16 protein-coding genes are annotated in these 19,883 nt (G+C 54.4%); 10 read left to right on the top strand and 6 right to left on the bottom strand.

What is annotated here, in order from left to right; translation table 11 throughout:
• Nucleotides 1–83 precede the first annotated feature (83 nt).
• The gene (locus ACTJI7_RS08560; protein ID WP_048960076.1) at nucleotides 84–1,295 is read left to right on the top strand and encodes an MFS transporter; all 1,212 of its coding nucleotides are present in this window, start codon (nucleotides 84–86) and stop codon (nucleotides 1,293–1,295) included.
• On the opposite strand, the gene mtfA is transcribed toward ACTJI7_RS08560, so the two are convergent.
• Nucleotides 1,292–2,089 (bottom strand): DgsA anti-repressor MtfA, encoded by a 798-nt coding sequence (gene mtfA, locus ACTJI7_RS08555; protein ID WP_045260370.1) that lies wholly within the window; start codon nucleotides 2,087–2,089, stop codon nucleotides 1,292–1,294. The genes ACTJI7_RS08560 and mtfA overlap by 4 nt on opposite strands.
• A gap of 189 nt (nucleotides 2,090–2,278) precedes the next feature.
• On the opposite strand from mtfA, the gene ACTJI7_RS08550 reads away from it, so the two are divergent.
• From ACTJI7_RS08550 to ACTJI7_RS08540, 3 genes are all read left to right on the top strand, one after another.
• The gene (locus tag ACTJI7_RS08550) at nucleotides 2,279–2,425 is read left to right on the top strand and encodes a DUF2256 domain-containing protein (protein WP_072001212.1); all 147 of its coding nucleotides are present in this window, start codon (nucleotides 2,279–2,281) and stop codon (nucleotides 2,423–2,425) included.
• On the top strand, nucleotides 2,422–3,951 hold the full coding sequence (locus ACTJI7_RS08545; protein ID WP_080461430.1) for a cryptochrome/photolyase family protein: 1,530 nt from the start codon (nucleotides 2,422–2,424) through the stop codon (nucleotides 3,949–3,951). The genes ACTJI7_RS08550 and ACTJI7_RS08545 overlap by 4 nt, the downstream gene beginning before the upstream one ends.
• A 90-nt stretch (nucleotides 3,952–4,041) precedes the next feature.
• A complete protein-coding gene (locus ACTJI7_RS08540) occupies nucleotides 4,042–4,941 on the top strand; it encodes a LysR family transcriptional regulator (protein ID WP_028013727.1) in 900 nt (299 codons plus the stop codon).
• On the opposite strand, the gene ACTJI7_RS08535 is transcribed toward ACTJI7_RS08540, so the two are convergent.
• The 3 genes from ACTJI7_RS08535 to ACTJI7_RS08525 form a co-directional block, all read right to left on the bottom strand.
• The gene (locus ACTJI7_RS08535) at nucleotides 4,916–5,704 is read right to left on the bottom strand and encodes a substrate-binding domain-containing protein (protein ID WP_063154974.1); all 789 of its coding nucleotides are present in this window, start codon (nucleotides 5,702–5,704) and stop codon (nucleotides 4,916–4,918) included. The genes ACTJI7_RS08540 and ACTJI7_RS08535 overlap by 26 nt on opposite strands.
• Nucleotides 5,701–7,014 carry an MFS transporter gene (locus ACTJI7_RS08530; RefSeq protein ID WP_440670243.1) on the bottom strand — a complete coding sequence of 438 codons (1,314 nt, stop codon included), beginning with the start codon at nucleotides 7,012–7,014 and terminating at the stop codon, nucleotides 5,701–5,703. The genes ACTJI7_RS08535 and ACTJI7_RS08530 overlap by 4 nt, the downstream gene beginning before the upstream one ends.
• A gap of 209 nt (nucleotides 7,015–7,223) precedes the next feature.
• Nucleotides 7,224–7,919: an EAL domain-containing protein gene (locus ACTJI7_RS08525; RefSeq protein WP_080461429.1), complete on the bottom strand. Its 696-nt coding sequence runs from the start codon at nucleotides 7,917–7,919 to the stop codon at nucleotides 7,224–7,226.
• Between the two features lie 962 nt (nucleotides 7,920–8,881).
• Here ACTJI7_RS08525 and ACTJI7_RS08520 point away from each other — a divergent pair.
• From ACTJI7_RS08520 to ACTJI7_RS08495, 6 genes are all read left to right on the top strand, one after another.
• Nucleotides 8,882–9,700 (top strand): winged helix-turn-helix domain-containing protein, encoded by an 819-nt coding sequence (locus tag ACTJI7_RS08520; RefSeq protein WP_157859378.1) that lies wholly within the window; start codon nucleotides 8,882–8,884, stop codon nucleotides 9,698–9,700.
• Nucleotides 9,701–10,118: 418 nt separating this feature from the next.
• On the top strand, nucleotides 10,119–10,655 hold the full coding sequence (locus ACTJI7_RS08515; protein ID WP_047367856.1) for a fimbrial protein: 537 nt from the start codon (nucleotides 10,119–10,121) through the stop codon (nucleotides 10,653–10,655).
• 120 nt (nucleotides 10,656–10,775) lie between these two features.
• On the top strand, nucleotides 10,776–11,537 hold the full coding sequence (locus ACTJI7_RS08510; protein WP_063154971.1) for a fimbria/pilus periplasmic chaperone: 762 nt from the start codon (nucleotides 10,776–10,778) through the stop codon (nucleotides 11,535–11,537).
• Nucleotides 11,521–14,076 carry a fimbrial outer membrane usher protein gene (locus ACTJI7_RS08505; RefSeq protein WP_370552062.1) on the top strand — a complete coding sequence of 852 codons (2,556 nt, stop codon included), beginning with the start codon at nucleotides 11,521–11,523 and terminating at the stop codon, nucleotides 14,074–14,076. The genes ACTJI7_RS08510 and ACTJI7_RS08505 overlap by 17 nt, the downstream gene beginning before the upstream one ends.
• 1 nt (nucleotide 14,077) lies before the next feature.
• Entirely contained in the window at nucleotides 14,078–15,409 is a 1,332-nt protein-coding gene (gene stbD / locus ACTJI7_RS08500) for a fimbrial usher protein StbD (RefSeq protein WP_063154969.1), read from the top strand.
• Nucleotides 15,410–15,431: 22 nt separating this feature from the next.
• Complete coding sequence (locus ACTJI7_RS08495) at nucleotides 15,432–16,100, top strand: fimbria/pilus periplasmic chaperone (protein ID WP_248039032.1); 669 nt, start codon at nucleotides 15,432–15,434, stop codon at nucleotides 16,098–16,100.
• A gap of 153 nt (nucleotides 16,101–16,253) precedes the next feature.
• On the opposite strand, the gene fumA is transcribed toward ACTJI7_RS08495, so the two are convergent.
• Entirely contained in the window at nucleotides 16,254–17,903 is a 1,650-nt protein-coding gene (fumA, locus tag ACTJI7_RS08490; protein ID WP_063154967.1) for a class I fumarate hydratase FumA, read from the bottom strand.
• Nucleotides 17,904–17,956: 53 nt separating this feature from the next.
• The gene (locus ACTJI7_RS08485; protein WP_023325580.1) at nucleotides 17,957–19,465 is read right to left on the bottom strand and encodes an anion permease; all 1,509 of its coding nucleotides are present in this window, start codon (nucleotides 19,463–19,465) and stop codon (nucleotides 17,957–17,959) included.
• Nucleotides 19,466–19,883 lie beyond the last annotated feature (418 nt).

Here is a 19,883-nt window from a genome sequence, read left to right as displayed (position 1 = left end):
TACAGTGGCAACTATTTTTGCAATATTTGTTTTCATTAACTTCATAATTTCCACACATTTATTGACACTATGTTCACATTCTCATGCACGTTGATTCTGAAACGTTGACCGAAAACATCACCACCAAAGCCAACTGGCCCCTGGCGCTCTGCGCGGGCCTGCTGGGCATTGGGCAAAACGGTTTGCTGGTCATGCTTCCGCAGCTGGTGACCCTGACCGGACTTTCACTCTCGGTCTGGGCCGGGCTGCTGATGTTCGGCTCCATGCTTTTTTTACCCGCGTCCCCCTGGTGGGGACGCCAGAGCGAGCGCCGCGGCTGTAAGGTCGTTATGGTGGCCTCCCTCAGCGGCTATCTCGCCAGCTTTGGCGTCATGGCGCTGGTGGTCTGGGCGATGGCGGCAGGGAGGCTGGAAAGCACCTGGGGGCTGGCGGGGCTGATCCTCTCGCGTCTGCTGTATGGCCTGACGGTGTCGGGCATGGTGCCTGCCGCGCAGACGTGGGCCATTCAGCGTGCGGGCCTGGATAAACGCATGGCGGCGCTGGCAACCATCAGTTCCGGCCTCAGCTGTGGCCGCCTGCTGGGGCCTCCGCTGGCGGCGCTGATGCTCAGCGTTAACCCGGTCGCGCCGCTCTGGCTGATGGCGATCGCGCCGTTAATCGCTCTGCTACTGGTGCTGCGCGAAGTGGCGGATCCGCCGCTGCCGCCGGTGGCACACCAGGCGACCCGTCTGCAGATGACCATGCTGCCGTTCCTGCTGCTGGCGATGCTGCTGGCGGCGCTGGTGAGTTTGATGCAGCTCGGCCTGTCACCGCACCTCAGCCCCTTGCTGGACGGCAACGCCCGGGATATCAGCCATCATGTTGCGCTCCTGCTGAGCCTGGCCGCACTGGCTACGCTCGCGGCGCAGTTCCTGGTGGTTCGTCCGCAGCATTTCAGCCCGCTGACCCTGCTTTGCATGGCGGCGGTGCTGATGGTGGCTGGGCTGGCGCTAATGTGTATCGCCGAACTGGCGCTGTTCTATGTGGGGATTGCTATCACTTCGCTCGGCGCGGCAATGGCAACGCCGGGCTATCAGCTGCTGCTGAACGATCGCCTGACCACGGGGAAGGGGGCGGGCGCTATTGCGACCAGCCACACGCTGGGCTATGGCGTAAGCGCGCTGCTGGTGCCCGTTGTGACGCGCTTTTTCGGCGAACACTATTTAACGACGGCGGCCTTTGGCGTGGCGGCGCTGTTTTTAGCGCTGAGCATCGGGGTACGGTTAACCGAGCGTACCCCTGTCGAAAAAAATTAATGGACGTGGTGGGATGAAGGGCCGCCTGCGCCCTCATTTTGCCGCAGGCGCTGGAGCGGATCCTGCTGATAAAACTGGCTGAAACGCTGCCACAGCGCCGGGAAACGGGGCGCGAAGAGTTCGGGGGCGCTGAAGAAGTACTCCGAGAGCACCGCAAAGCACTCGGCGGGGTCAGTTGCCGCATAGGCATCAATGCTGGCCGCGCTTTCGCCCACCAGGTCTATCTCATCCTGGATGTTATCCATTGCCGCATGCAGGTCGTGCTCCCATCCTGCGACTTCACGTAGCGGAATAAAAGGCACGCCGCTGGCGCGATCGCCGTTGCGGGTATCAAGCTTATGCGCCACCTCGTGAATAATCAGATTAAAGCCTGAGGCGTCGAACGAGTCCTGAATGTCGAGCCAGTTGAGGATAATTGGCCCCTGCTGCCAGCTTTGCCCGGACTGCACCACCCGCTGGTTGTGTACCAGCCCGATATCATCCTCCCACTCGTCATCGACGACGAACGGTGCAGGATAAATCAGCACTTCATGAAAACCGTCCAGCCACTCAATGCCGAGCTCCAGCACCGGCAGGCAGAAAAGCAGGGCGATGCGGGCGTTTTTCAGCGGATCAAGCTCGAACCCCTGCAGCGGCACCAGGCGTTTTTGCTGCAAAAAACGATCCGCCATCTGAACCAGCTTCGATTGTTCATCCGGCTTAAGATTCGCCAGAACAGGGATCGCCAGCGCGTCATCCCACGGCAGCGCCATATCCCGGCCAGCCTCATTCGTTTTCCAGGGCCACTTAATCATCGCTTTGCTCGCAAACTCGTCACTTGAATACAAAGGGGAACGTTATCATTGCAACACTTACAGCCCGAATAAACTATCATTTCGTACGTAGCGGTGGGTAGCGCTTTGCAGGCATCACCTTCATTTTGTGACGTCTGTCGTAGCCTTTATCCGCAGGTGGGGTGAATAAATCAGTACGGTATTGAAAAGATGAGCGATTTCAAAGGCAACAAGCAGGACCTGCCCAGTCGGCTGTGTGTGCACTGCCAGCGGCCCATGACGTGGCGCAAAAAATGGGCAAAATGCTGGGATGAGGTCAAATACTGTTCCGAGCGTTGCCGCAGGAGCCACCGTTGACCGAGCTGCGCCTGATCCTGGGCGATCAGCTTAATCCGCATCACAGCTGGTTTGATACCCGCAACCCAAACGTCATTTACGTGATGCTGGAACTGCGGGCGGAAACCGCATACGTGCTGCATCATGCCCAGAAAGTTATCGCTATCTTCGCCGCCATGCGGGCGTTTGCCTCAGCGTTGAAAGAGAAGGGGCATCGGGTAAGGTATGTCCGGCTCTCTGACGGTTCAAACCGCGGCGCGCTGGAAGACAATCTCAACGCGCTTGTTACGCATTACAGCGCCGGAAGGGTGTTGTGGCAGGAGCCCGACGAATGGCGTCTTGATGCGCAGCTGCAGGCGTGGGCGAAAACAGCGTCCGTCGAAACAGCCTGCGTTAGCAGCGAGCATTTTTTCACCCCCCGGGACGCGGTAAGCGCGTTTTTTGCGTCGCGTAAAAGCTGGCGAATGGAATACTTTTATCGGGAAATGCGCCGTCGGCACGGGATTCTCTTGACCTCTGAAGGCGAGCCGGAAGGGGGGAAATGGAATTATGATGCTGAAAACCGCAGGCGCTGGTCCGGCGAGCCGCCCGCACCGGGTGACTCGCGCCCCCGCCAGGATCGTTCAGCCTTGTGGGCAGAGATCCAACGCTGCGGCGTAAAGACCTTCGGCGAACCGCAGGCCGACAATTTTCGCTGGCCGCTCAACCGTTCGGAAGCCAAAGCCAGTCTGGATGCGTTTATTTCTCACGTGCTCCCGCAGTTTGGAAACTGGCAGGATGCGATGCACGCGGAAGAACCTTTTCTTTTTCATTCGTTAATTTCTTTTGCGCTGAATACCAAAATGCTTAATCCCCGGGAAGTTGTGGCCGCCGCCCAGCAGGCATGGCGTTCTGGCCACGCGCCGCTGCCTGCCGTTGAAGGGTTTATCCGACAAATCCTCGGCTGGCGGGAGTACGTGCGCGGGATCTACTGGTCGCAAATGCCGGGCTATCGCGAGCTGAATGCCCTGGAGCAGCACGCCCCGCTGCCGGACTGGTTCTGGACGGGCAAAACGCAGATGCGCTGCCTGGCGCATGCCGTTGGGCAATCGCTCACCGAGGCTTACGCCCACCATATCCAGCGCCTGATGGTGATCGGGAACTTTAGTCTGCTCAGCGGTCTGTCGCCGCAGGCGGTCCATGAGTGGTATCTGGGGGTCTATATTGATGCGTTTGAATGGGTGGAGCTGCCCAATACTCTCGGCATGAGCCAGTTTGGCGATGGCGGGTTACTGGCCAGTAAGCCCTATGTCTCAAGCGCATCCTACATTCATAAGATGAGTAATTACTGTCAGGGGTGTCGGTATCAGCACAACCAGCGCACCGGAGAGCTGGCGTGCCCGTTCAATGCCCTCTACTGGGATTTCTTTGCGCGCAACCGGGCGCGCCTCGGTAACAATCCCCGCCTGGGCATTGTCTATAAACAGCTTGCGGATATGAAGGAAGAGGAACGGCAGGCGATTGCTGACCAGGCCGGGCGCATTCGCCTCATTCTCAACGACCTCTGACCTATTTCAACACCGCGCCGGTTGCGGAAGGTCAATAAGACGCTATTATTTTTGACTTTGTTGCTTTCCCTGACAGGACATCCAGACGCTATGCCCGTGAATTTCGACCTTAACGATCTCTATGCCTTCAGGGCGTTAGTGGAATACGGTAACTTCCGTGTCGCCGCTGAATCAATCTGCATATCCCAGTCGGCGCTGAGCCGCAGGATCGAAAAGCTGGAAGCCGCGCTGGGAACCAGGCTGTTTGACCGAACCACCCGCCGCGTCGCCCTGACGTTATACGGGCAAAACTTTGCTGAACGCTCAGCACAGCTGCTCGACAACGTAGAATCAATGCTGGCGGATGTCGATAAGGCCAGTGAAGAGCGGACGGGGCTGATTACGGTCGCCGCGGTACCTTCCGCCGCCTGTTACTTTATGCCTGATGTGATCCGTCGCTTTCAGTCCCGCTTTCCGCGCGTTCGCATTAAGCTCATCGACAGCAGCGCGGGGAATGTGATTGACGCCGTGGCCCGAAGCCAGGCGGATTTTGGCATCTGCTTTGCGGGAAACCTGCCGTCTGAAATTGAATTTTTCCCGCTGGTGGAGGATGTCTACGTTGTGGCGTGCAGAAAGGACCACCCGCTGGCGCAGAAGAGCCACCTGACCTGGCAGGCGTTTTACCAGCAGGACTATATCTCCCTCGATAAAACGTCGGGGAACCGCAACCTGCTGGATCGGATGCTGGGGGATATCATTCCCGAGCGCCCCAGCGTCTGCGAAACGCGCCACGTCACCACGATGCTCGGTATGGTTGAGGCGGGGATCGGCATTGCCGCCGTTCCCGCCATGTCGATGCCGACGTCAGAGTACACGCCGCTGACGCATCTGCCACTGGTGGCGCCGGAAGTGAAACGCACCGTGGGGCTTATCCGGCGCCGGGGGCGCATCCAGTCTTATATCGCGGCTGAACTGGAAAAAGAGATCACCGAGCGGTATCGCCGGACGTAACGGGGATCATCCCCGTCTTCTCGATGACGGCACGCGAGGGCGGTGAGGCGAGATAGGTCAGCAGCGCTTTCCCCTCGTCAGGATGTTCAGCGTGACGGGTGACCGCGCCTGCGAAGCGCGTGATGTACTGCAGATTATCCGGGATTTTACCGATAAAAGTGACGCCCTGAACCGGCAGCAGCTCGCTCACCTGCTGGAAGCCCACGGCGTATTTCCCTTTTGCCACTTCCGAAGCAACCGGAATGCGTTCGATCATCGTTGCTTTAGCCGCCGCCTCCTTTTCAATCCCCAGCTTTTTAAACAACGTCTGGCTGACATACCTGCCGCTGGCGCTGTCTGAGTAGGCGATGGAGCTGGCCTGAAGCAGCGCGTTACGTAGCGTCGCCTCGCTGCTGATATCAGGGACATCCGCCCCTTTTTTCACCACCATTCCGACGGGGGAGTCCGCAAGTTCCGTTCGCGAACCCGGCTGGGTCTGGCTGGTTTTTTCGAGCTTCGCCAGCGCATCGCCCACCATAATCACCACGTCGGCTTTCTCGCCGCGCGCGAGCCGGTTTGGGATCGCCTGCGGCGTAGCGCCCATTGACGGACCGGGAATAATCACGATGGTATCGCCGGTCTGGCGTTCATATTCCGGTGCCAGCTTTTCAAGGGCGGCTTTGAAACCGCCTGAAATCATCACTTTCACCTCCTGAGCGCAGGCATTGGCGCTCAGGAACGTCAGCATCAGCGCGGTAACGGTATAACGAGAAGTGCGAGTCATGCGGCCTCCTGCGACTTAACGGTGTTTTGCACCGAAACCGCGCGACGACGGTAAAGGTAGAGGGTTGCCAGCAGGGCACACACCGCGGCGAAGCTCATCCAGTAGCCCGGCGAGGCTTTGTCACCAGTGTATTCAATCAGCGCGGTGGACATCACCGGGGTAAAGCCGCCGAAGATCGCCGTTGCGAGGCTGTAAGCCAGAGAGAACCCTGCCACGCGGACTTCAGCGGGCATAATTTCCGTCAGCGCCGGGATCATCGCCCCGTTATACAGCCCGTACAGGAAGGAGAGCCACAGCAGGACGCACAGCATCATGGAGAAGCTTGGCGCGTCAGCCAGCAGCGTCAGGGCCGGGTAGCTGGTGGCCAGCGCCAGCAGGGTCATGGCAATCAGCACCGGTTTACGCCCGAAGCGGTCCGACAGCGCGCCGCCCACCGGCAACCAGATGAAGTTAGAGATCGCTACCAGCAGCGTGACCAGCAGGCTGTCCGAGGCGCTCAGCATCAGCACTTTTTTGCCGAAAGTTGGCGCGTAGATGGTGATCAGGTAGAACGCGGTGGTGGTCATCGCCACCATCAGCATGCCCGCGACCACCACCTGCCAGTTGCCAAGCAGCGTTTTAAAGACCTGACGCATCTCCAGATGATGGCGGCGCGCGCTGAACTCTTCCGTCTCCTCCAGCTTGCGGCGCAGGAAAAAGATAAACGGCACGATTAAACAGCCGAACAGGAACGGGATGCGCCAGCCCCATTCACGAATGGCGCTCTCTTCCATCAGCGCGTTCAGGGCAAAGCCCATCGCCGCGGCGACCATAATGGCAACCTGCTGACTGCCGGACTGCCAGCTGGTATAGAACCCTTTGCGGCCCGGCGTGGCGATTTCAGCGAGATAGACCGAGACGCCTCCAAGCTCCGCACCGGCGGAAAAGCCCTGCAGCAGACGGCCCGTCAGTACCAGCAACGGTGCCCAAAGCCCGATGCTTTGATAGGACGGGATCAGCACGATCAGGAAGGTGCCTGCCGCCATGATGGAAAGCGTCACGATCAGCCCTTTGCGGCGACCGACCTTGTCAATATAAGCCCCCAGCACAATGGCCCCGACTGGACGCATCAAAAAGCCCGCGCCGAAGACCGCGAAGGTCATCATCAGCGACGCAAATTCACTGCTCGCCGGGAAGAACGTGTGGGCGATGTAGGTGGCGTAGAAGCCGAAAAGAAAGAAATCGAATTGTTCAAGAAAGTTGCCGGACGTCACGCGAAGTATCGCGCCCGCCTTAGAGCGTACGGTTGCAGGTGAGGTTGAGGAAAACATGGTTATCTCCAGTTTATTGTTGACGTTTTACGCGTCTGTTTCTGAAAACTGGATCAGTGAGGGAAAATTAATAAGCGCAAATTACACATAAGCTGATGCGTGACATGCATCAATCCTTCATGGTGTAGCTGGATGACTATAATTTACAATAAGTTAACATCTATTTAATTATATGGTTACGATAGGAGGGCGGCATTTTGCTATTACGGTTATGTGACATTGCGCATTTGTCTCTGGAGGGTTTGAACCGACGGGGCCTGCACCGCATGGATTTTTTTCTCCGGCCAGTAAAATCCCTGCGCCAGATCGGCCCCCGCCAGCGATGCCGCTCTGACGTCTCTCTGACTCTCAACCCCTTCCGCAAGGACGAACGTTCCGAAACGTCGTGCTTCAGCGATCAGGTGCGCTAAACCCGCGCTATCGTTGCGATACTGCTGGAACGCAGCGCAGTCGAGTTTCACCCCATCGAATTCCAGCCCGCTATCGGCAAGCGTACTGCCATAGTCGCTGAGATAATCATCGAGCCAGACCTCCATACCGGCATGCCGAAGACGCCGGAGATTTTTATCCAGTAATGCGAGCCTGGTCGCGTCAAGACGGGCGATTGCCATTGGGTCCTGAAGCTCAACGACCCCCGGTAAAGGGCCTTGCAGAAGCGCCGCGGTCCCCTCTTCGCTGGCGAGAATGGCTGTGGTGAGGTTAACAAAGAGCTTTACGGTGATTTTTTGACTTTCAAGCATCCTGAGCTGCCACGTTCTCAACTGCAGGAGTTGGGCGGATGAGCACTGTTCAAACCACTCTGCAATATTGAGCTCAGTGGGAGGCTCAGACAGCACTTCATATCCACAGAGTTGCCTCGTAGTGAGTGACATTATGGGCTGCAGTCGAATAGTAAAACGTTTCATGACGACGTGAGTGTGCGATTTTATAGGTGATAAATTCTATATCCCTTCCTTTATTTAATGGTGTTAATCTTTGTGAACAGTGTAAAAATAGTTTTTTATACTGGTCTGGATGCCTTTTATCGGCCCGTTTAATGTTTTTCTGCGTCTGTTTATCCCTTGTTCATCATTTGTTGTTTTTGAGTTAAGTTAGTCAGTCTGCTCAGTAGTGTAATTAAAAAAGTCAGAAAGAATTGTAAATATTTAACCGGCCATCAAAGTACAATTGCGCTATTTTTAATCGCCTTAATCACAGGAGCCAAAACGTAAGAACGGAAGGTAATATTGTGGGTATACAGGCGATCTTTTCTTATATCCGGCTGATTTTTCGACAGGTTTGTTGAGGCGAATGAGCGATGTGAGGTCTGAGCTGTATTTGTGAACTGATTTTTAAGGATAAATCTCACCTAAATTTGATTTAGATCAATTTTAAACTGTATTTTCAGTTTTTTCTCAACTTAAAGATGATTCTTGCGATGTATCAAAATAACCACTGCAATGTTTAACTTGTTGAATATTAATGAATTTTACTTTCAGGGTTATAGTGTTGAGTACACGTTCAGCGTTCAGATATGCCCCTTTCTTAATTTAATAATTCTGATTATTCCTGAATATTCCTGATTGCTGAAATAGAGTCGGGTAAGGCGATTAAAATTTATTAATATTTTTCAAGATTAAAATATTAAATTTTTGTTGTTTTTAGTAAATGATGCGATAACTTGTCTATGATACAGTACAAAATTCTGACTATGGGGCCTGCACTGTGTAATGTATCCTGGACTTCGCAAAAAAAATAAACTTAACAAGATGAAAATATTAAAAATGATCTGCGTCACGTGCCCAAGCGAGGTAACGCGTCAGGAGCCATTTCGCGCATGCCCGGAGGAAAACTTACTTAATAAGAGTTTATGCATATGAAATTTATAATGAATAAGCAGATAATATTTGACTCAGATATGAGTACACTGGGCCTCGAAGGTTCTCAGGATGAGTTGATTCAAATCTCAAACCCTACGAAGAGACTTTTATTGTTGCTTATTGCCCATAAGGGAGAGGCAATAAAAAGGGAAGTAATATTTAAGAAAGTCTGGGACGACTATGGCATGGTTTCCAGCAACAATAATCTTAACCAGTGCGTAAGCAAGTTACGTAAGATTATGAAGAATCTTGGCATGGATGAGGAGGTGATTGTCACCGTACCCAAAATAGGCTTTATGCTGCATCAGCACGTTGACATCGAAAAATGCTCAGAGCCGGTTGACGTCATCATGGGGGCCCCTTCAGAAACCGAAACCGCTTATATTGCCAACGGACGTTTACTAAAAGGCAAAACTGCCGAAAGCAGCGCGGGCGAAGTATCACGCTGGCGTACGATGAAAACAGGAATAGTAAATCAGCTGGTGCTTTTTTTCGCTGTTGTGGCGCTGGGCGGGGCTGCAGGATTCTGGGTTGCCAGTAAGCCCGTTGAACGTAATGAGATTTACATGGGAAATGCTGGCTCCTGTAAGGTCATGATGTCTGAACAGGCGCTGGACAGTATAACCAATCCTGACGTAAAGAAGGTTGTGATGGATTTAGCGGTAAAGCTTAACCCCGTCTGTAAGAGTAATGAGTATGTCCTGATCATCAAAAGCAGTACGTTCAAAACGTATTCTTCCAATCTCTCGCGTCTCTATTTTATGCGTTGCGGCATGTTGAGTGACGGCAAAGAAGAGATATGCTGGGGGTTATTGCCACCACGTTGAGTGCATTATCCTTTATTTTCCCGGTATTCGCCGGGAATTTAATCTTCCCTCCCGATCACCGGTTTAATTCTCCCAGAGAATCAACATCCTTTTCTCATTGAAAATCTTGAGAAAAGCATAATTTCTTTTTTTTCTCCCTCGCTGGCGCATAAGTAATCACTGCAATTATGACGCGACTGGCATAAAAAACTTAATCGCACATTAAATTACCTCATCTGTAGAGTTATAATCTTAAGATTTGCGATTTAATGGTTAATTATTTTTGTGATAGGGATTTTCGTATAGATTTGTTCCTGCAGCTCATCGGGCAGGGTTTACGCGTTCGCCTTTATTTGGCGTTCAATTTCATATGACCGGTTTGTCTGTAAAAAAGGAAGTTTTCATTATCGGTTCAATTGATAAAACAGGAATAAGCGTTATGAACAAGAAAAATATTATTGCGTTAGTTCTGGGGGCGTCACTGGTCTCTGGTGGGGCTTTTGCTGCGTCTGACAACACCATCACCTTCCAGGGGGAGGTGACGGATGAAACCTGTTCAGTTGCCGTAAACGGTAACAGCGCCTCTCCGGTGGTTTTATTGCCAACGGTCAGCGCCTCCGATCTTGCCGCCAGCGGTGATACCGTGGGATCGGTCACGTTTGATATCGGGGTAAGCGGCTGCACGGGCAACGCCAGTGGGGAAACGAAAATCTCGACGGTGTTTGTCGGTAATCAGGTGACGTCTAACGGCAACCTCGGCAACACCGGCACTGCGAAGAACGTTGAAGTCCAGATCCTGGATACCGCCAATGCCGTTGTGAACCTGAGCAATGGCTTTACCGGTAATGGCGACCTCAAGCTGGCCGCGAACCAGACGGACGCCTCCGCTACCTATACCGCGCAGTATTACGCCAACGCAGCGGCGACGGCGGGTACGGTAGAAGCCACGCTGCAATATGCCGTTTCCTACCAGTAACAGGCCGCACTGGAACTAACGTGTGCACGTTTTGCAGGATGCAAACGTGCACATTCCACTCAGCGCATTGCAGTCAGGGTCTCGCCACACCAGGTTCATTCGACCCGGGAGTTGTTAATAATGATAAGCGCACATCTTCAGCGTATCGCTCAGTACCTGACTTATTTGATATGTGTACTGATGCTGGCAAACACCGCATCCGCAAGCGTCACGATACTGGGCAGCCGGATTATTTATCCTGCCGGGGCCTCGTCCGTTGACGTGCAGCTCAAGAATAATGATGACATTCCTTACGTGATTCAAACCTGGTTTGACGAAGGTAATGTTAACGCGACTCCGGCTGAGGGCGCGAAAATCCCTTTTCTGACGACCCCTCCCGTGTTTCGAATCCAGGCGAAAGCGGGACAAGTTATCCGCGTGACCCATACCGGCGCGCGCGATTTACCGCAGGATCGGGAATCCCTGTACTGGTTCAATGCGCTCCAGGTCCCTCCCTCGAATCTCGAGAGTGAAAAAGGGCAGAACAGAATGCTGGTCATGCTACGTACCCGGGTAAAAGTGATTTACCGGCCAGCCGGCATTGGCTCCCCAAAAAATCAGCTGAACGGGCTGCGGGTCAACACCACTTTCGATGCGCAAAAGGGGTATGGGATTTCCATAGAGAACCCGCAGCCGTGGTATGCGTCATTAACCCTCATTGAGGCTGAGGCGGGGGGGAAAAAGCATACCCTCACTGCTGATACGGTAGCGCCTTTCGATCGTCAAACGTTTTGGTTTAACAACTGGAAAACCAAAACCGTGGGAAACGGTACGGTCAGGGTATGGCTTGTTAACGATCAGGGAGCACGGATCAATGGGCAATACCCTGTCTCGTACCCCTGAGTTTCGTCGCAATCTGCTGGCGCTGTGTATCTCGTTGAACTGCACGGGGCTGGTGGAGGCGAAAGAATATGTTTTTGACTCTTCACTGCTGCAGGGCTCGTCCTGGGGCATGGATCTGGAGCAGTTCAACCGGCATCAGATCGCACCCGGACGTTATCTGGTGGATGTATACGTCAACAATACGCTGGTGAAAAGCGAAGAAAAGATCGTCTTCCGCGCTAAAGCAGATGGTAGCGATCCTGAACCCTGTCTGGGCAAATCGCTCATGCAGGCCGCAAAACTGAAAGCAGCAGACCGCGATGAGGGGACAGCGTGTCGCCTTTTGAGTGAGTGGGCTGAACATGCAACCTGGCTGTTTGACCAGGCCTCACTGCGCCTCCAGCTGGCTATTCCGATGACGGAACTCCAGCGTACGCCTCGCGGCTATATTCCGGTAAGTGAATGGGACGCGGGGATGGCGGCGATCTTTTTGCGGCATAACACCCGCTACACGTTCACGGAAAATACAGACACTCGCTACCGCTATCACTATTTGTGGAGCGGCATCAATGCCGGAACCAACCTTGGGCTGTGGCAGGTTCGACATCAGGGAAACCTGCGCTATGCGGACAGCAGCATAAGTGGAAGCGATTCGAGTTATAACGCCGTTCGAACCTGGGTACAGCGTCCCATCGAACCGATCGATAGCGTGCTGGCGCTGGGGGATAACTATACCGACAGCAGCCTCTTTGGCAGCCTCTCGTTCAATGGGGTGAAACTGGCAACCGATGAACGCATGTGGCCGCAGGGGAAGAGGGGCTATGCTCCGGAAGTCAGGGGCGTTGCATCCAGCAGCGCACACGTGGTGATTAAGCAGCTAAATAACGTCATTTATGAAACCAACGTTCCGCCTGGACCCTTCGTTATCAACGACTTATACAACACCCGCAGTCAGGGGGATCTTGAGGTTGAGGTCATTGAGGCCAGCGGAAAAACATCCCGTTTTACCGTGCCTTATTCCGCTGTGCCTGATTCCGTGCGTCCGGGCAACTGGCAATACGGACTCTCATTCGGACGCGTTCGTCAGTACTACAGTATTGAAAACACCTTCCTGGAAGGCGTGTTACAGCGAGGGCTGAGCAATGAAGTCACCAGCAACCTCGGCCTGCGCGTGGCAAAGGACTACACGGCTTTTCTGGCAGGGGGCGTGCTGGCGACTGAAATTGGTGCAATTGGTCTGAATGCCACCTGGTCTGATGCCCTGGTTGAAAATGATGACCGGCAGCAGGGATGGCGTGCAGAAATCAGCTACAGCAAGACGTTTACGGCAGGCACTAACCTCGTGCTTGCCGCATATCGCTATTCGACGAGTGGTTATCGCGATCTGGAGGATGTGCTGGGCGTTCGCCGCCAGCAGAAAAGCGGTACGGAGTACTATTCAGACACCCTGCATCAGCGCAATCGACTGACGGCAACGGTCAGCCAGCCGATGGGAAGCTGGGGGGTACTTAATTTGAGTGCCAGCACGGCGGATTACTATAGCAATCAGTCGCGTATGACCCAGCTGCAGCTGGGCTACAGCAATCAGTGGCGACGAATTAGCTATGGGATGAACGTAGCCAGACAACGGACGAGCTGGGACTACGGACGCTTTTATACCAGTACCCGCGAGCCGGTTGATGACAGTTCAAAAGAGAAATACACCGAAAATACCGTCTCCTTCAACGTGTCGGTCCCCCTGGACTGGGGCAGCAACCTGGCGTCGGTGGCTTACAACTACAACCAGTCGCGCGCCAGCCGCTCCTCGACAGTATCGCTAACCGGCACGGCAGGGGACGGTCGTGACAGATCGTACTCCGTATACGGCGGATATGAACGTTATCGGGATGGGAGCAGCGGTAACGCCACGACGTTTGGTGGAAATGTTCAGGAAAATACCCGCGTGGGGTCCGTACAGGCCAGCTATGACCAGGGGGATAACTACCGGCAGGCAGGGCTTGGTGCATCCGGAACACTGGTGCTACATCCGGGAGGATTAACGCTCGGGCCGTATACCAGCGACACGTTCGCACTGGTACACGCCGATGGTGCCCAGGGTGCGCGCGTGCAGAACGGACAGGGGGCGACTATTGACGCGTTTGGCTACGCCATTCTGCCGTCGCTTTCCCCTTACCGTAGCAACAACGTCAGCCTGGACTCGCGCACTATGATGGCGGATGCCGAACTGAAAGGCGGAAGTCAGCGCGTCGTGCCCTATGCGGGGGCAGTGGTCCGGGTGGACTTTGCCACGCTGAAAGGCAAAGCCGTTCTCATTACTCTTAGTACCCGTGACGGAGAACTACCGCCAATGGGGGCGGAGGTGCGGGATACCGAGGGAACATTGATTGGCATGGTGGGGCAGGGTGGCCAAATTTATGCCCGTGTCCCGGAAGCCTCCGGTGTGTTGCGCGTGAAATGGGGCAAAGAGCGCGACCAGCGCTGCCGTGTGCCGTATCAAATTACCGGGCGAAACGCAGAGCCGTTGGTTTACCTGAGCCAGATATGTGAAAAGGAAAATTAAAATGCAGGACAGGTTAAAACATTTTCTGGTGCTGGGGCTGTTTTTGCTGATAAGCCAGCCCGCGTGGGCAAACTGCATCAGGGTGACCAGCACGTCATCACTCTCCAGCATGGCCATCGCGGCAGGGTATACTGCCGCCGACTGGTCGGGTGCATGTGATACCTGCCATGGCAATATTGGGCTGCCGGCGGTAATCAGTATCAACAGTGGCACTAACTTTCAGCCGTCGGGAACGTTGCTTGCCAGCGCGGTGGGCAATTTTTTAACGGCAGCGACTAATAAAACCTATGCCAGTAATCAAATTCTGTTCCGCTGCGCCCTGTCTGACGCCGGAAGTTTATATGAAATGTATGCTACCAACGGCGATAATGCCTATACCGGCATGTATGCCTCCGCTGAAATTGAGGGTGCGTATTATGATGTCGCAAAAAACGTCGCCGTAAGAATGACCAATCTCAGCACCGGGGAATATTACAGCCGCTACTGGAAGCAAAGACAAATCACCTCGGCAGACTGGTATCAGGATGGAACCTATATTTACATTCCAGCCAGCGCATTCAGCAATGTGCTGTATGAAATGTATAAGATTTCATCCACCACCTATTATCTTAACGCCAGCAATTACTATAAAGATGCCTATACCCAACCGCGGGGCTATATAGCTTTTAAAGGCCCCGGGCTGGCATCAAATTCAATCGTGGTGGGCCAGGATAGCGCGATTTATTATTATGGCTGGTATACAAACTGGCCCGGCGCATGGAGTACCTACAATGCCGTGACCTACGTCCGTGGTGCACTATGTCAGGTTAAAGACTATCCCGCCGTTGTGCTTTTACCCACCGTCAGCTCCGCCGCGTTGCAGGCCGGAGGTACCAGTCAGGCTCCGTTCTCGGTCAGCCTCGAGTGCGAGTCAGGCGCGGTTTCCGGTACCGCCACGTCCACGGCCAGCAAGGCAAACGTGGCCATGGGCTTTTTAGTCAACCAGCCCGTTGCTGTCAGTGCTGCGCAAGGGCTGGGGCTGGTGACCAGCGGTGGGGGTCTAACCTGGCTACTGGATTCGCATTACGGTAACAGCGGCGTGGCTTCTGGCGTGGGTATAAAAATCCTTAACCGGAGTGGGACGGCAATCAATTTGTTACCCGACAGGAGCATAACCGGCACGGGAAACTCGCGCGGCTGGTATGCGTATCAGGATCTTACCAGCCTGACGTCGACGGGGGCGGTAAACACCTATACCGGTGATTTTACCGCATCATTAGAGGCCCTCAGTGGGCAAACTGTGACGCCAGGTACGGTTAATGCGCAATTACAAGTCGTTGTTAATTTCCAGTAGGCTTGCTCTGGCAGGCTTGCTGATGACGTGCCTCATCGCTGAGGCCTATGCCGTGGTTAACGTCGATCGGACTCGTGTGATTTTCAGCGCTGGCGAAATGGCCCAGTCGCTGAATCTCTCTAACGATGGTGAAACGCCAGCCATAATTCAGGTCTGGACGGACACGGGCGATCCGCTGGTGCCGCCGGACAAAGTCAGCACGCCGATTGTGTCTACTCCTCCGGTTTTCAAAATGTTGCCGAAGGAGATTCGTTCGTTGCGTTTGCTGCTTACGGCACGTCAGGGGCTGCCGAACGATCGGGAAAGCGTCTTTTGGCTGAATATTTTCCAGATCCAGCCTGAGAGCGAGCGGACCCGGCAGAACGCGCAAAAGTTAATTCTGCCGTTACGCTTAAGGATGAAGGTCTTTATTCGTCCTGCCGACATCGGCGATCCTGATGCTCTTCAGTATCAGACGCTTCAGTTCAGCGCTCATGATATGCGGTTAATCATTACTAACCCGACGCCCTGGAATATTAGCCTCAACGTGGAGATTCCCGGGCAAAGGCCGCTGACCAATATTATGGTTTCGCCACGGGCGGAAAAGGTGATTTTGCCTGATAAGCCACTCTTGCCGGGAAAAACAATAGCCTATCGTGTGATTACCGACGACGGTAATTATCTCAGTTATCAGGCCGTTGTTCGACAATAGCATGCGGCGTTAGCATATATTGAAAAACTAAAATGAAGAAAAAGCGTTTGTATGGTGTGTATGGAGAATAAGAAAACTATTCTCCATACAGGGCAGCGACAGCAGGAGTTAATTAACAAGTTGCTGTCGCTGCTGCTGGCGTTATGGAAAATCTCAGCGCTGTGAACAGCCTTTGCACTGCTTGTTCTGGATCTGCTGGAAGAAGTCGTTGCCTTTGTCATCCACCAGAATAAACGCCGGGAAGTTCTCCACCTCAATTTTCCAGATCGCTTCCATACCCAGCTCAGGATAGGCCACACACTCCAGGCTCTTGATGCTGTTTTGCGCCAGCACCGCCGCCGGGCCGCCAATGCTGCCCAGGTAGAAGCCACCGTGCTTATGGCAGGCGTCGGTCACCTGCTGGCTGCGGTTGCCTTTCGCCAGCATGATCATGCTCGCGCCGTGGGCTTGCAGCAGGTCGACATACGAGTCCATGCGCCCCGCCGTGGTCGGGCCGAGTGAGCCAGACGCGTAGCCTTCCGGGGTTTTTGCCGGACCCGCATAGTAAATCGGATGATCTTTGACGTACTGCGGCAGCGCTTCGCCGTTATCCAGCAGTTCTTTGAGCTTCGCATGGGCAATGTCGCGCGCCACGATAATGGTGCCGTTCAGCGACAGGCGGGTAGAGACCGGATGCGCGGAAAGCTGGGCAAGGATCTCGTTCATCGGCTTGTTCAGGTTGATGCTCACCACGTCGCCTTCGCCCTGCTGGCGCAGGGATTCAGGAATATACTGACCCGGGTTGTGCTCAAGCTTCTCAATCCAGATCCCGTCGCGGTTGATTTTCGCCTTGATGTTACGGTCGGCGGAGCAGGAGACCCCCATGCCGATTGGGCAGGAGGCACCGTGGCGTGGCAGGCGGATCACGCGGATATCGTGGGCGAAGTATTTCCCGCCGAACTGCGCGCCGAGGCCGAGGTTCTGTGCTTCCTGGAGCAGTTCCTGTTCGAGCTGAACGTCGCGGAACGCCTGGCCGTGCTCGTTGCCTTCGGTTGGCAGCGCGTCGTAGTAGCGGGTGGAGGCGAGCTTCACGGTTTTCAGCGTGGCTTCCGCTGAGGTGCCGCCGATAACAAACGCGATATGGTACGGCGGGCAGGCTGCGGTCCCCAGGGTACGCATCTTCTCAACCAGGTAGTTTTTCAGCTTCGCCGGGGTAATCAGCGCTTTGGTTTCCTGGTAGAGATAGGTTTTGTTGGCAGAGCCGCCGCCCTTCGCCATGCACAGGAATTTATACTCGTCACCGTCGACGCTGTAGAGGTCAATCTGTGCGGGCAGGTTGGTGCCGGTATTCACCTCTTTATACATATCCAGCGCCGCATTCTGCGAGTAGCGCAGGTTGTCTTCAATATAGGTGTTATACACGCCCTGACTCAGGGCCGCTTCGTCACCGCCCCCGGTCCAGACGCGCTGGCCTTTCTTACCCATAATGATTGCCGTGCCGGTATCCTGGCAGGTTGGCAGCACGCCCTTGGCGGCGATTTCAGAGTTACGCAGGAACTGCAGGGCAACGTACTTATCGTTCTCGCTGGCTTCCGGGTCGTTAAGAATGGCGGCGACCTGCTTCTGATGGGAAGGACGCAGCATAAATGCGGCGTCGTGGAAGGCCTGCTGCGCCAGCAGGGTCAGGGCTTCGGGCTCCACCTTCAGCACTTCCTGGCCGTCGAATTCGGCAATGGAGACATGCTCGTTGGTCAGCAGGTAGTATTCGGTGTCGTCATGCGAAAGAGGGAAGGGGTTCTGATAAAAAAACGGTTTATTCGACATAGTATTGCTCCACAAAAATAAAACCGCCGGAGGAGAAGTCCGGCGGTCAGGAATCAGAACATCATGGACATCCACGGGTAGCCAATCAGCAGCAGGGCCGCCAGGAAGATGGCACCGAAGATGGTGCCGAGGCGCCAGTAGTCTTTGGTTGGCAGGTAGCCGCTACCGTAGTAAATCGGGCTTGGGCCAGTACCGTACGGGGTGATAATCCCCATCACGCCCAGCGAGGTCACCATCAGCAGAACGAACACTTCCATATTCATGCCCGGAATGGTGGAGGCGATGGTCAGCATCGCTGGCAGCAGCGCCGTGGTGTGCGCGGTGGTGCTGGCAAACAGGTAGTGCAGCAGGTAGAACGCCAGCAGCAGGACGATGGTCGCCACGCCCGGAGAGATACCGCTCATCAGCAGGCCGCCTTCTTTACCTAACCAGCTGATAAAGCCGGTAGAGGAGAGGCCATCCGCCAGCGCCACCAGGGTGGCGAACCAGACGAAGGTGTTCCACGCCGCTTTGTTGCCGGTGATATCGTTCCACTCCAGCACGCCGGTCCACAGCATCAGGCCGACGATGAGCAGGGCCGCCATCGCGGGTTCAATCCACGCGGCGGCGAAGATCCACATCAGCAGCGCGCAGCATACGAACACCAGCAGAAGGATCTCATTGCGGGACAGTTTGCCCAGTTTTTCCAGCTCGCGGGTCGCCCACAGCGGCACTTCGTTGTTCACCTTCACTTCTGGCGGGTAGAACCAGTAGGCCAGCAGCGGCATGGTCAGGATCAGCAGGATGCCCAGCGGCAGGAAGGCGAGGAACCAGGTACCCCAGGAGATGTCGATCCCAACCGTACTTTTCACCAGCGCCAGGGCCAGCAGGTTCGGCGCGAGGGCGGAGAGGAACATTGAGCTGGTGATACAGGCCGCGGTGATCGCCACCCACATCAGGTAAGAACCAATCTTACGCGCGCTTGGGTCGTTGGGTTTTGAACCGTACAGCGGCGGCAGGTTAGCGATGATCGGGTAGATGGTCCCACCGCTGCGCGCGGTGTTGGACGGAGTGAACGGTGCCAGCAGCAGGTCCGCAAACGTAATCGCGTAACCGAGCGTCAGGCTGCGACGGCCGAGGTACTTCACCAGAATCAGCGCCAGACGGCGGCCGAAGCGGGTTTTGTCGTAGCCCGCGGCGAACATAAAGGCACCGAAAATCAGCCAGACGGTGGAGTTACCAAACCCGCTCACTGCCCACTTAAAGGAGGCGCCCGCCAGCTTGAATTTCGGGTCAGCCAGCTGTTCAGGGCTGAACAGCACCCACTGGCTGCACAGGGCAATGGCGACCACGCCGGTCAGGCCGATCACCGCGCCCGGCAGGGGTTCGAAGATAAGACCGACGATCACGCCGACGAAGATGGCGAAGTAGTGCCACGCGTAAGGAGGCAGTCCTTCCGGTACCGGAACAAACAGCAGCAGTACGGCGACGATGACGGGCAGTGCCATCATCAGCAGACGTTTTGCGTTTCCATTTGATGCCTGGTTCGCCACAGGGGGCGTTACAGCAGTTTTTGTATTCATAGTTTCACGTCTTAAGTTGTCAAAAATTCGGTCGCACTGAAAAGTCAAAATTGCTTCCTTAAGTTTCTTTGCTTTTTTTAGTTATTAAAGGTGCGTTTTTGTATTTTCAGTAATAGCGATTTAACGCTTTTTTGTGTGCGTTAAATTAAAAAATGATGATGTTTTTATATTGCGCTTTTAAATGCCATGACTATTGATCGAGATCAAAAAAACAGAATTGCAGCGTTATTTTTATGCTTTTATTAATAACCACTCTGGCGTATGTGGTTATTATCTTTTTTGCGGGTTTGTTTTATCATTTCTATAACAATTCGAAATTTTAATGACGCCTATTCATATGATTTTAAAGAATGTTTTTGGTTTAAGGTGAAATGGTTTTACCATTTTTTATTTAACGTATTTTAAAATATTGTGAATG

This window comes from Enterobacter sp. 22499 (genome assembly GCF_052044815.1).
GTDB lineage: Bacteria > Pseudomonadota > Gammaproteobacteria > Enterobacterales > Enterobacteriaceae > Enterobacter > Enterobacter bugandensis.
Note: the sequence above shows the minus strand (reverse complement) of the source record. Positions and strands in the feature narration are given on the sequence as shown.

Bases quoted from the DNA above. Each gene is read 5' to 3' on its own strand.
- ACTJI7_RS08520 (WP_157859378.1), top strand. From the start codon at position 8,882: ATGAATAAGCAGATAATATTTGACTCAGATATGAGTACACTGGGCCTC.
- ACTJI7_RS08560 (WP_048960076.1), top strand. From the start codon at position 84: ATGCACGTTGATTCTGAAACGTTGACCGAAAACATCACCACCAAAGCC.
- ACTJI7_RS08525 (WP_080461429.1), bottom strand. From the start codon at position 7,919: ATGAAACGTTTTACTATTCGACTGCAGCCCATAATGTCACTCACTACG.
- ACTJI7_RS08540 (WP_028013727.1), top strand. From the start codon at position 4,042: ATGCCCGTGAATTTCGACCTTAACGATCTCTATGCCTTCAGGGCGTTA.
- ACTJI7_RS08510 (WP_063154971.1), top strand. From the start codon at position 10,776: ATGATAAGCGCACATCTTCAGCGTATCGCTCAGTACCTGACTTATTTG.
- ACTJI7_RS08515 (WP_047367856.1), top strand. From the start codon at position 10,119: ATGAACAAGAAAAATATTATTGCGTTAGTTCTGGGGGCGTCACTGGTC.
- ACTJI7_RS08485 (WP_023325580.1), bottom strand. From the start codon at position 19,465: ATGAATACAAAAACTGCTGTAACGCCCCCTGTGGCGAACCAGGCATCA.
- fumA (WP_063154967.1), bottom strand. From the start codon at position 17,903: ATGTCGAATAAACCGTTTTTTTATCAGAACCCCTTCCCTCTTTCGCAT.
- ACTJI7_RS08535 (WP_063154974.1), bottom strand. From the start codon at position 5,704: ATGACTCGCACTTCTCGTTATACCGTTACCGCGCTGATGCTGACGTTC.
- ACTJI7_RS08495 (WP_248039032.1), top strand. From the start codon at position 15,432: ATGACGTGCCTCATCGCTGAGGCCTATGCCGTGGTTAACGTCGATCGG.
- mtfA (WP_045260370.1), bottom strand. From the start codon at position 2,089: ATGATTAAGTGGCCCTGGAAAACGAATGAGGCTGGCCGGGATATGGCG.
- stbD (WP_063154969.1), top strand. From the start codon at position 14,078: ATGCAGGACAGGTTAAAACATTTTCTGGTGCTGGGGCTGTTTTTGCTG.
- ACTJI7_RS08530 (WP_440670243.1), bottom strand. From the start codon at position 7,014: ATGTTTTCCTCAACCTCACCTGCAACCGTACGCTCTAAGGCGGGCGCG.
- ACTJI7_RS08550 (WP_072001212.1), top strand. From the start codon at position 2,279: ATGAGCGATTTCAAAGGCAACAAGCAGGACCTGCCCAGTCGGCTGTGT.